The 11,625-nt window shown below is 43.4% G+C and carries 9 protein-coding genes, 1 other RNA gene and 1 other annotated feature; of the genes, 8 read left to right on the forward strand and 2 right to left on the reverse strand.

Going from position 1 to position 11,625, the window contains the following annotated elements; all coding sequences use genetic code 11:
• Positions 1 to 125 precede the first annotated feature (125 nt).
• The 6 genes from IEW82_RS10775 (at position 126) to ssrS (ending at position 6,731) form a co-directional block, all read left to right on the forward strand.
• Positions 126 to 2,297, forward strand: a complete 2,172-nt coding sequence (locus tag IEW82_RS10775) for a RelA/SpoT family protein (protein ID WP_229672521.1) — start codon at positions 126 to 128, stop codon at positions 2,295 to 2,297.
• 23 nt (positions 2,298 to 2,320) lie between these two features.
• A complete protein-coding gene (gene dtd, locus IEW82_RS10780) occupies positions 2,321 to 2,767 on the forward strand; it encodes a D-aminoacyl-tRNA deacylase (protein WP_188693640.1) in 447 nt (148 codons plus the stop codon).
• 63 nt (positions 2,768 to 2,830) lie between these two features.
• The gene (locus IEW82_RS10785) at positions 2,831 to 2,980 is read left to right on the forward strand and encodes a hypothetical protein (protein ID WP_188693644.1); all 150 of its coding nucleotides are present in this window, start codon (positions 2,831 to 2,833) and stop codon (positions 2,978 to 2,980) included.
• Positions 2,981 to 3,077: 97 nt separating this feature from the next.
• Positions 3,078 to 3,328, forward strand: a binding site (T-box leader).
• Positions 3,329 to 3,414: 86 nt separating this feature from the next.
• Positions 3,415 to 4,692, forward strand: coding sequence for a histidine--tRNA ligase (gene hisS / locus IEW82_RS10790; protein ID WP_188693646.1), 1,278 nt, complete (start codon positions 3,415 to 3,417; stop codon positions 4,690 to 4,692).
• On the forward strand, positions 4,692 to 6,473 hold the full coding sequence (gene aspS / locus IEW82_RS10795) for an aspartate--tRNA ligase (protein WP_188693651.1): 1,782 nt from the start codon (positions 4,692 to 4,694) through the stop codon (positions 6,471 to 6,473). Before hisS ends, aspS begins: the two co-directional genes overlap by 1 nt.
• A 73-nt stretch (positions 6,474 to 6,546) precedes the next feature.
• Positions 6,547 to 6,731, forward strand: a non-coding RNA gene (gene ssrS, locus IEW82_RS10800) — 6S RNA.
• Between the two features lie 294 nt (positions 6,732 to 7,025).
• On the opposite strand, the gene IEW82_RS10805 is transcribed toward ssrS, so the two are convergent.
• The gene (locus tag IEW82_RS10805; RefSeq protein ID WP_188693654.1) at positions 7,026 to 7,673 is read right to left on the reverse strand and encodes an RsfA family transcriptional regulator; all 648 of its coding nucleotides are present in this window, start codon (positions 7,671 to 7,673) and stop codon (positions 7,026 to 7,028) included.
• A 128-nt stretch (positions 7,674 to 7,801) separates the two neighbouring features.
• Positions 7,802 to 9,127 (reverse strand): AAA family ATPase, encoded by a 1,326-nt coding sequence (locus IEW82_RS10810; protein ID WP_188693658.1) that lies wholly within the window; start codon positions 9,125 to 9,127, stop codon positions 7,802 to 7,804.
• Positions 9,128 to 10,010: 883 nt separating this feature from the next.
• Between IEW82_RS10810 and cymR the strand changes: the two genes are divergently transcribed.
• Positions 10,011 to 10,433 carry a cysteine metabolism transcriptional regulator CymR gene (gene cymR, locus IEW82_RS10815; protein WP_188693661.1) on the forward strand — a complete coding sequence of 141 codons (423 nt, stop codon included), beginning with the start codon at positions 10,011 to 10,013 and terminating at the stop codon, positions 10,431 to 10,433.
• Positions 10,434 to 10,456: 23 nt separating this feature from the next.
• On the forward strand, positions 10,457 to 11,602 hold the full coding sequence (locus tag IEW82_RS10820) for a cysteine desulfurase family protein (protein ID WP_188693664.1): 1,146 nt from the start codon (positions 10,457 to 10,459) through the stop codon (positions 11,600 to 11,602).
• Positions 11,603 to 11,625 lie beyond the last annotated feature (23 nt).

The following is an 11,625-nucleotide window of genomic DNA, read 5'->3' on the forward strand; positions in this document are numbered from 1 at the left end:
GCAAATTTTTTGGCCATAATGGGATTAAACGTTAATTTTTTAGCAAATCTCGACATTTTTTCATTTCCGACTTTACATGTTCGCTAATATTCATGATAATAGTATCAATATAGTTATTTAAGGTGATGGGTTTAATGACGATTAATGATCTTTTAGAGAAAGCTGCCCGCTATCTTAGCAGCGCAGAGGTAAATAACATCAAGTCTGCTTATCAATATGCTGAAGACTCTCACAGTGGGCAACTGCGAAAATCAGGTGACCCATACATCATCCATCCTGTTGAGGTTGCAGGCATTCTCGTTGATTTGGAAATGGATGCAACAACGATCATCGGTGGCTTGTTACATGATGTTGTTGAAGACACGGATGTGACATTAGAGGATATTACGGAGTGCTTTGGTGAAGAGGTGGCAAGACTCGTTGATGGCGTCACAAAGCTTCGTCACTTTGAATTCAAATCCAAAGAAGATCAACAAGCAGAGAATCATCGCAAAATGTTTGTTGCCATGGCACAGGATATTCGATGTGTGTTGATCAAGCTCGCCGATCGCCTGCATAACATGCGCACTTTAAAATTCATGTCTGCAGAAAAGCAAGTGCAAAAAGCAAATGAAACACTGGAAATCTTTGCCCCGTTAGCTAATCGCTTAGGGATATCGGCGATCAAATGGGAGCTAGAGGATATTTCTTTACGCTTTTTAAATCCGCAGCAATACTATCGAATTGTCAATCTTATGAAGCGGAAGCGCAATGATCGTGAAGAGTACATCTCTGAGGTCATTGATAAAATTCAAGACACGCTTAATCAATTAAACATAGAGGCTGATATTTCTGGAAGACCTAAGCACATCTATAGTATCTATCGGAAAATGGCTTATCAAAATAAACAGTTTAATGAGATTTACGATCTCTTAGCCGTACGCATTATTGTGAAAAGCATTAAGGACTGTTATGCCGTATTAGGGATTATCCACACGCAATGGAAGCCGATGCCCGGTCGTTTTAAGGACTATATTGCTATGCCTAAGGCCAATATGTATCAATCCTTACACACGACTGTTATCGGGCCTAAGGGTGATCCATTGGAAGTGCAGATTCGAACGGAAGATATGCACAAGGTTGCTGAGTATGGTATCGCGGCTCACTGGGCTTACAAAGAGGGCAAGCAAAAGAACGTCAATAATAAGTTTGAGGATAAGCTCGCTTGGTTTCGAGAGATTTTAGAATGGCAGAATGATGCAGAGGACGCCAAAGAGTTCATCGAATCTTTAAAGGCGGATCTATTTTCGGATACGGTATTTGTATTTACACCTAAGGGCGATGTCATTGAATTGCCTAGAGGGTCAGTGCCGATTGATTTTGCCTATCGTATTCACACAGAGATCGGCAACAAGACTGTTGGCGCCAAGGTGAATGGAAAGATAGTCCCGCTTGACTATCATTTACAAACCGGTGATATTGTCGATATGATGACCTCTAAGCATTCCTACGGTCCGAGTCAAGACTGGCTTAAAATGGCGCAAAGCTCTCATGCTAAGAATAAAATTCGTCAGTGGTTTAAAAAACAGCGACGTGATGAAAATGTTGCAAAGGGAAGAGAGCTTGTTGAAAAGGAACTCAAAAGCCAAGGTTTTGATCCTAAAGAGCTGCTTACAGAAGAGAACATCGACAATGTCGCTAAAAAATTTAATTTTTCTACTGATGAAGAGATTTTTGCCGCTGTTGGCTATAATGGTATTACGTCAAAGCAAGTCGTCACACGTCTCACTGAAAAAATGAGAAAATCGACAGATGCTGAACAATTGCTTAATGCGTTTCCTGATGTGAAAACCTACACACCAAGACGCAAGACGGAAACGGGCGTCCGCGTTAAAGGCGTCGATAATTTAATGATTCGCCTGTCAAAATGCTGCAATCCTGTACCTGGTGATGATATTGTCGGCTACATCACTAAAGGACGCGGGGTGTCTATTCATAGACGGAATTGTCCAAACCTAAATGTCGATCAAGCCCGCTTGCTTGATGTGGAGTGGGAGGCACCAAAGGAAGAAACAAAAAATTACAATGTGGATATTGAGATTACTGGGTATGACCGCAATGGATTATTAAATGAAGTGCTACAAGCTGTTTCTGAAACGAAAACACAGATTAACGCCGTTTCAGGAAAAGCAGACAAAAACAAAGTGGCACTCATCGATATGAAGATTGCTATTCATAATGTCAGTCATCTTAAAACAGTGGTTGAGCGGATTAAGCGGATTACAGATGTCTATGCGGTAAGACGTGTTATGGATTAGCTGAGGAAGGGAAGGTTGGATGCGTGCGAGTAGTGGTGCAACGCGTAAGTCATGCTGAAGTGGTTGTAGGGAATGAGACCGTCGGTGAAATTGGGGCCGGCCTTTTGCTTTTGGTTGGTATAAAAAAAGGGGATACTGACGAAGATGTGACTTATGTGGCAAATAAGATTGCAGGGCTCAGAATCTTTGAAGACGATGATCAAAAGATGAATCTCTCTGCGAGTGATGTTGGAGCAGACTTACTTTCAGTCTCCCAATTCACACTATATGGAGATGTTCGCCGAGGACGCCGACCCAGTTTTGTTGATGCGGCAATGCCAAGTGAAGCAGAGCCCTTATATGAGCGCTTTAATGATGCATTGCGCGCAGCTGGATTTACTGTTAAAACAGGAGTCTTTGGGGCAGATATGGCCGTACAACTTGTCAACGATGGACCAGTGACTTTAATCGTCGAAAGCAAGGCTTTTTAAAAGGTATAGAGAAATAGACTTCCGGCTAACCTATGTATAGACATAGGAAAGGACGGGAGATTTATGCGTGTCTCACAAAAGCAAGAAAATCGACAACAGATTAACTTTGACCATCAAGAAAAAAGATTGGATATACAAGATGTATTGACTCATCCACTTTTTGCGGATCGTCAAAGCGTGCAGACTCTAAAAAGGAGCTTATCCCGAGGCTAAGGGTAAGCGTCTTAAAGATTCTTTCATGCTGTTTAAATGATACTTGACAAATTGCAGTGGACTCCGTATGCTTATTGCAAGCTAATTAAAGCATTAAAGATAACCGATGAGGAAGACAAGTAATTATGCAGCGCTTTGAATAGAGAAGGAACGCCATGGCTGGAAGCGTTTCTGCAAAGCACGTAATGAATGACACTTCCGAGGTGTCTTCTCGAACGCTTAAGAGCCAGAAGCCTTAAGTCAGTAGAGAGGACCGTAACCAAGGCGTTAACTGGCGTAAGCGGAAGCTTTAATTTTTTAGATCGTTGCTTCAAAAAGGGTGGCACCACGGGTAAACTCGTCCCTTATTCACGTCATTGGATGTGGATAAGGGACTTTTTCTATTTTAAGGACCCTATTGGCTTGAAGCACAGGACTGATGAGGAGGGAACGATATGACCATACAAATACCAAGAGGAACACAAGACATTCTACCGGACGCCTCTCCGAAATGGCAATGGATGGTTGAAAAGGCAAGACAGCTTTGTAAGCTGTATCGCTACGATGAAATCAAAACACCTATGTTTGAATCAACAGACCTCTTTCAACGGGGGGTTGGTGAAACGACAGATATTGTTCAAAAAGAAATGTACACATTTAAGGATAGAGGCGATCGAAGCTTAACGTTAAGGCCAGAAGGTACAGCTCCAGTTGTCAGGTCATATGTGGAGAATAAAATGCATGGCTGGGCAAATCAACCTGTTAAGCTCTACTATATCGGTGAGATGTTCCGTTATGAGCGGCCACAGGCTGGAAGAACGAGACAGCTGACACAGTTTGGTGTCGAAGCCATCGGAACTGAGGACCCAACGCTTGATGCGGAAGTGATTGCCCTTGCGATGTCCTATTATAAGAGCTTCGGTTTAACTAAGCTAAAATTGGTCATTAACAGCCTGGGAGATATAGAAAGCCGCAAGGCACATCGTGAGGCGCTCATCCGTCATTTTGAGCCATCCATTCATGAGTTTTGCACTGATTGCCAAAATCGTTTGCAAAAAAATCCGTTGCGCATTCTAGATTGTAAGGTCGATAGAGATCATCCGCTCATGGCGACAGCACCATCTATATTGGAGTACTTAAATGAGGCGTCCGCAAAGTATTTCACGGATGTGAAACAAACGCTGGATCAAATGGGTGTAACTTATGAAGTTGATCCTACACTTGTGCGTGGCTTAGATTATTATAACCACACAACCTTTGAAATTATGGGTGCAGATTTCGGAGCGATCACAACCCTGTGTGGCGGAGGGCGCTATGGCGGCTTAGTCCATGAGCTTGGTGGTCCTGAAACATCGGGAATCGGCTTTGCCTTGAGCTTTGAACGCTTACTTCTAGCACTTAATGCTGAAGGGGTTGAACCAGAAATAGCCAACCCTCTGCATTGTTATATCGTGACGATTGGGGAAGCGGCTGAAGGAAAAGCAGCAGAGCTTTTATTTAAGCTCAGACAAGCTGGGATTACAGCGGATAAAGATTACATGCATCGCAAAACAAAGGGGCAATTCAAGCAAGCGGATCGCTTTGGAGCAAAAACCGTTGCGGTTTTAGGGGATGAGGAGTTAGAAAAGGCTGTGATCAATGTCAAAAACATGGCATCAGGTGAACAGCAGGCTGTCGCTTTTAGTGATTTGCCAAGTTATATCAAATCGATCGTTGATCAGCAGGAGGGCTAATGATGACAGTGAGAATACCATGTGGAGCGTTGACAACTGAACATATCGGACAAATCATTACACTACAAGGCTGGGTCCAAAGACGACGGGATTTGGGTGGCTTGATTTTTATCGATATGCGTGATCGCTCAGGGATTGTTCAAATCGTCTTTGATCCTGAAGGGTCGAAAGATGCATTTACAACAGCAGAAAGGGTACGTAACGAATTTGTTGTTGAGGTAACAGGCGAGGTTATCGCTCGGGCAGAAAATGCCATTAACGATAAAATTCAAACAGGTCATATAGAGGTTAAGGTGGAGACCCTTCATATTTTAAATGAATCCAAAACTCCGCCGTTTTCCATAGATGATGATGCAGAGGTCTCTGAAGAGGTACGTCTTAAATATCGTTATCTTGATTTGCGTCGTCCTGTCATGCAAAATACATTTAAAATCAGACATGAAACGTCTAAAGCCATTCGGCGTTTTCTAGAGGATAAGGATTTCTTAGAGGTGGAAACCCCGATCTTAACTAAGAGTACTCCTGAAGGTGCGCGTGACTATCTTGTACCTAGTCGCGTCCATCCAGGTGAATTTTATGCATTGCCACAGTCCCCCCAAATCTTTAAGCAATTATTGATGGTGGGAGGTATGGAAAAATATTTCCAAATCGTTCGCTGTTTTCGTGATGAAGACCTGCGTGCGGATCGTCAGCCAGAATTTACTCAGGTCGATATTGAAGTCTCTTTTTTCGAACGTGAAGCTTTCCTTGCGATGATTGAAGAGATGATGATTCATGTTGTAGATAAAGTACGGGGAACGACAATCTCAGGCCCGTTCCCGCGCTTAACTTATGCTGAAGCTATGGCGCGCTATGGCAGCGATAAGCCGGATACCCGTTTTGGCTTAGAATTGATCGATGTGTCGGCTATTGTTGAAAACAGCGGCTTTAAGGTGTTTAGCGATACGGTGGCAAATGGTGGACAGGTTAAAGCGATTAATGTGGAAGGACAAGCGGAAAACTATTCCAGAAAGAATATTGATACATTGACTGACTTTGTCAACCGTTATGGTGCCAAAGGCTTAGCTTGGTTAAAAATTGAAAATGGTGAGCCTAAGGGACCGATTGCGAAGTTCTTTGAGGCGGAAACTGCAGGAGAGCTGCTCAAGGCGACAAACGCAAAAGACGGAGACCTTCTTCTCTTTGTTGCTGACAAGCCACAGGTGGTAGCCGATAGTTTAGGTGCTCTTCGATTAAAGCTCGGTAAGGAACTTGACCTTATAGATGAAGCTCAGCTTAACTTTTTATGGATCACTGAATTTCCGCTTTTTGCGTGGGATGAGGATGAAGCGCGATATGTTGCAGAACATCATCCTTTCACGATGCCAATGGTTGAAGACATTGATAAGTTAGAGACTGATCCAGGCGCTGTACGTGCTCAAGCTTATGACCTTGTGCTTAATGGCTATGAACTAGGCAGTGGCTCACAGCGGATTCATAAGAGAGAATTCCAGGAGAAAATGTTTAAGCTGCTAGGATTTTCTAAAGAACAAGCAGAAGCTCAATTTGGCTTCTTAATGGAAGCTTTTGAATATGGTGCGCCTCCTCATGGCGGTGTAGCGTTAGGGATTGATCGGATTGTCATGATCCTTGCTGGTCGAACCAATCTTAGAGAAACCATTGCCTTCCCGAAAACGGCCAATGCCTCTTGTTTGTTGACCCAAGCACCATCGCCGGTGGATGAGAAGCAACTGGATCAATTGCATATTCAATTGCTTCGTGAAAATGAGAGAGTGGAATAAAGGGTTTCATTCCTACAGGCGCATTGCCTTGAAGTCGGACGGAAGCCTATGTTAGAATAACACTAATCAAAAAAGAGTCCTGAAGTGTACGTAAAAAACCACATGTTTTGACCGAACATGATTGAAAAGGGAGCCTGTTGGTTTTTATCTGGATTGCATGCCTCAGCTAGATGTGGACGCATGAGAGATAAGGCAGGGCACCCACCTGCGAAGAGCGGGTTCAAAACTCGGGTTCTATACGGCACAATTGGGACTCTTGTTTTATGTTTAATTAGAAAACTTGGCTTGCACCACTTCGCTGGTACTCCTGATGTGATTTTTGCAAATCACACACTTAAGTTGCCGCCAAGCCTTAGAAGGCGAAAGCCAAAGTTACACTTATACTCTCTTTCTTTGGAGCGTCAGCGAAATTATACATTCTGATAGTATAAAAAAACGGGCCGTTGAGTGGCTCGTTTTTTAGTCATATTGTATTAACGGAAAAAGTCTTTTGCGACAATGCTTTAGTAAAAGCAGGCGCTGCTCACTGCAGACTAAGCTTACCTTCCCGCGTTACTTAGCGAGTTTTTCAAGGTTTCCGTTTTTATCCATCTTGAAGGCTGGTCCATGGGAATCCGCTTCATCGGCCAGCATCACCATGCGTCTTGCACGATCCATGATACTAATAAGAGATTGATAATCCTCTTCGATGGTTTGATGATTTTCCTTAAGCTTTTCAATTTCTTTTTCTTGCTGTTTGACCTTTTGCTCTAATTCTTCATTTTTCTTCCAAAGGCTTTCATTTTCTGTACGTAATCGCATGCCTTCAGAATCATTAGTTTGTAAGTTTTGTAGAAATTGGATGACTTCATTAAGTGTGAGCTGAGGGCTGTCACCTTGCTCAGAGATAACAGGAGGTAAGTCGAGTGATTGGGCCTGTTGGTCTCGATAGCTTGGTTGCCAGTTTTGGATCGGCCGCTTTTGCTGTGCTCTTTTTAACTGCTTTCGTTGCTTTTTAGCTAACTCTACGGCTTTCTCATACTTTTTCCGTACGATAGCATTCCAACGAAAACCGCAAGCGGCTCCTGTCCGATTTAATTTGTCACCCACTTCTTCAAAGGCATCTAATTGAGTGCTACCTTCGCGCACATGTCTTAATACGGTTTCAGCTAGTAATAAATCATCTTCATGGCTCCATGCATCTTGTCTTACTTTTGTCATGTATATACCTCTCCTTAAGATAAATTGCTTAATAGAAAGGATAGACAAAATGTGATGGAATTATACAAAGCAACTCTAATTTTTCTATATATCTACTGAAAAGGCTTGATATTATTGGAAATAGCGACTTACTTTTTCTTTCGCGATAACCAATAATCGAGTCGTTTTTGAATGGTCTTTTCATGCCCACGTGGTGAAGGTGTATAAAATTGACGGCCAAGTAAATGATCGGGTAAGTACTGTTGATCAACAAAGCCATCAGGTGCATCATGGGGATACTGATAATCGATCCCGTGTCCCAACTGCTTGGCTCCTTTATAATGGGCATCCCTGAGATGAATAGGCACTTGACCCGTACGTTCCTTTTTAACGGCCTCTAGGGCGGCATCTATCCCTAGGATCACGCGATTGGATTTCGGTGCAGTTGCGATATAAAGTGCGGCCTCCGCCAAAGGAATGCGGGCTTCTGGCATGCCTAGAAAATCGACTGCATAGGCGGCCGCTTGAGCGACGAGTAAGGCGTTGGGATCTGATAAACCGACATCTTCCGCTGCGTGAACATAAATGCGTCTGGCAATGAATCGTGGGTCTTCGCCAGCGGTGATCATTTTCGCCAGCCAATATAGTGTGGCGTCAGGGTCAGAGCCGCGCATGCTTTTAATAAAGGCTGAGACTGTATCATAATGGTTATCTCCAGATTTATCATATTGTAATACACGCTCTTGGATGGATTCTTCGGCCTCTGCAAGAGTGACGTGAATCTTCCCCGTATTGTTGGGCGGTGTCGTTAAAACGGCTAATTCTAGAGCATGGAGGGCTGTACGCGCATCGCCATTTGCCACATCAACTAAGTGTGCGAGGGCATCATCATCAATTTTAACAGGATAATTGCCATAGCCCCGTTCTTTATCGGATAGGGCCTGTTGTAAGATAGCTTGAATGTCGTCATCAGTTAAAGACTCAAAACGAAATAAGCGTGACCGTGAGAGCAGCGCAGGATTAATTTCGAACATGGGACTTTCGGTTGTTGCCCCGATTAATATGATGGTTCCATCTTCTACAAAAGGAAGCAGGGCATCTTGTTGGCTTTTATTAAATCGATGAATTTCATCGATAAAGGCCACCGTTTTTTGCTCCTCGAATTTTAAGCGTTCTTGTGCAGCTGACGTGATGCTGCGTATATCATTAACCCCTGAAGTCACTGCGTTGATTTGTTGAAAGTAGGCCGAGGTCGTATTGGCAATGATTCTGGCAAGTGTTGTCTTCCCTGTTCCAGGCGGTCCAAAAAAGATCATTGCAGTTAATTGATCCGCTTGAATGGCACGGCGAAGCAGGCGACCTTCACCAACAATCGCATCTTGACCGATAAATTCATCCAAGGTTCTCGGGCGCATTCGCGTAGCAAGTGGTGCTCCAGCCTGTCTTTTCTCATTAGAGTAGTCAAATAGATCCATAATTGCTCGTCCTTTCTGACGGTGGTTCTGTCAATGAAGGCGATTCATTCTTCATACTGAATCACTAGAGTTATTCATCCTATTATAACATTAAGTAGAATGATGATTCAGTTTGCTTAGCTTTGCTCGCATACCCAAAGGTAAGCATTCATGTTATACTAGTTGTGCTAAATTTCTATACAAATAGAAATCGTACATAATATGGAGTCATTTGATAGGTTTAAAAACAGGGAAGGTCAGTTCACCATGAGGTCATAGCAATTTTTAGCGATTTGATCATGTTTACACCCTCTGACGGAAGGTGTGTCATGACGATATGGCAACCATAAATGTATAGCTGTCACTTTCATCTTTTTTAATCGGCTTGATCATCATGGCTTTGGGATTGGCTTTGATCATTTATGCCAACCTAATAACACCTCGGGTTCCTTCAGTGTGTTTTTTAGAAGCGTTTCGTTATTAACTGTCGGGACATGGCAATTCGTTCAATACGCAATGAACAAGAGGTATGAGCAAAAGCTGGCCCAATAAGAGTTTAGCGAGTGGCTGCGCTGATCTTTTTATGGCTGTCCTTCAAACGCTAAATGATTTATTATTAAAATGGGGAATGTTATTGCGTGGTACCTGCAATAGACATTGCAACAGATCGTGGAGTGAAAACGCCGTGGCAGTTTATGTTTTATCGAGTCGATTGGCGGGATAGAAGCACTTTAACGTTTGGGGAATTATGGAGGCGGGTGTGTTCAACTTTAGGCTGGCTGTAGAGAGGTGTTGTTTCCAGCGACACCGTCTGTTTGAATTAACCATTGGTACAATTGTGGGAAAACGTCTTCCCATTTTTCACAAGCTTTAGTCAAGATGATATTTGAAGGGGGTACTTTCTTTGAAGATTTCAACAAAGGGAAGATACGGACTCACCATCATGATGGCCCTCGCTGAGCATTATGGTAAGGGTCCTTTGGCACTTAAAGTGATTGCAGAAAAACATAATTTGTCAGAACATTATTTGGAACAACTGATTGCGCCACTCAGAAATGCGGGATTAGTGAACAGTATTCGCGGTGCTTATGGAGGCTATGTTTTAGCGAGTGAGCCTCATGAAATTACGACCGCAGACATCATTCGGGTGCTTGAAGGTCCCATCCGACCAGTAGAAATTATGGATGATGATGATCCAGCGAAGCGTGAGCTCTGGATTAAGATTCGTGATGCGGTTAAAGGGGTTTTAGATAATACGACGCTTGCGGATTTAATTAGCTTTGATAAAGATGATCATACACAAGATCCGTATATGTTTTACATTTAAAAATGATTTAGGAAGTGGGCAATGTGGAACACATCTATCTGGACCATGCCGCAACCACCCCGGTTCATCCAAAGGTGGTAGAGGCGATGCGTCCAATATTTGAAGAGGTATATGGCAATCCGTCGAGCATTCACTATCATGGGCGCGAGGCGCGTAAAATCATCGATGATGCCCGAAGTGACATTGCTCGAATGATTGGGGCAAATGCAAAGGATATTGTTTTTACCAGCGGTGGTACAGAGGCGGATAATATGGCGATCATGGGCACAGCTTTTGCTCAGAAAGAAAAGGGCAGACACATTATCACAACAAAAGTTGAACATCATGCGGTGCTAAATACCTGCAAATTTTTGGAGAAGCAAGGCTTTGATGTCACCTATCTTGATGTTGACCAAACAGGACGGCTTGCTGTTGAAGATGTTAAGGCAGCACTTCGAAAGGACACCATTCTTGTCACTGTAATGACTGCCAATAATGAGGTCGGCACGCTACAGCCTATTGAAGAAATCGGAGCATTGTTAGAAGGGACAGGCATTGTTTTTCATACCGATGCGGTTCAAGCTTTTGGTACGATGGCGATGGATGTAGATGCGCTTAAAGTTGATTTACTCTCCATGACTGCACACAAAATCAACGGACCGAAAGGCATTGGCTTTCTTTATGTAAGAGAAGCTGTTCCACTACTCCCCTATCAGCATGGGGGAGAGCAGGAAAGAAAGCGCCGTGGTGGGACGCATAATGTACCGGGGATTGTCGGCCTGCAACACGCTTTAGTATTGGCGGTTCAAGGTAGAGAGGAAAAGGTGGAGCAGTATCATCGTTTGCGGCAAGTGCTTATCGATGCCTTGACGGATGCGAATGTACAGTTTTCTATTAATGGTTCAACGGAGCACACGTTAGCCAGTCTCATCAATGTGCATTTTCCGGGTGTTAATGTGGAATCCTTACTCACAGCTCTTGATCTCAACGGTGTATCAGTATCGAGTGGGTCAGCGTGCACAGCGGGATCTGTTGAACCTTCTCATGTATTGACGGCCCTTTATGGTGCAGAGAGTGAGCAAGCAAAAAGCTCGATTAGAATTAGCTTTGGGTTATATAATACAGAAGATCAGGTTTTAAAGGCTGCAGAGATTATTGCAAAAACCGTTCAGCGCATGGGTATTGCATAAGGATAAAACAAGCCTGTATGAAG

It is taken from the genome of Pullulanibacillus camelliae (assembly GCF_014642655.1).
Classification (GTDB): Bacteria; Bacillota; Bacilli; order Bacillales; family Sporolactobacillaceae; genus Pullulanibacillus; species Pullulanibacillus camelliae.

Excerpts from the sequence above, each read along its gene's own strand:
- IEW82_RS10810 (WP_188693658.1), bottom strand. The coding sequence starts at position 9,127 with ATGGATCTATTTGACTACTCTAATGAGAAAAGACAGGCTGGAGCACCA.
- hisS (WP_188693646.1), top strand. The coding sequence starts at position 3,415 with ATGACCATACAAATACCAAGAGGAACACAAGACATTCTACCGGACGCC.
- IEW82_RS10785 (WP_188693644.1), top strand. The coding sequence starts at position 2,831 with ATGCGTGTCTCACAAAAGCAAGAAAATCGACAACAGATTAACTTTGAC.
- IEW82_RS10775 (WP_229672521.1), top strand. The coding sequence starts at position 126 with ATGGGTTTAATGACGATTAATGATCTTTTAGAGAAAGCTGCCCGCTAT.
- aspS (WP_188693651.1), top strand. The coding sequence starts at position 4,692 with ATGATGACAGTGAGAATACCATGTGGAGCGTTGACAACTGAACATATC.
- IEW82_RS10805 (WP_188693654.1), bottom strand. The coding sequence starts at position 7,673 with ATGACAAAAGTAAGACAAGATGCATGGAGCCATGAAGATGATTTATTA.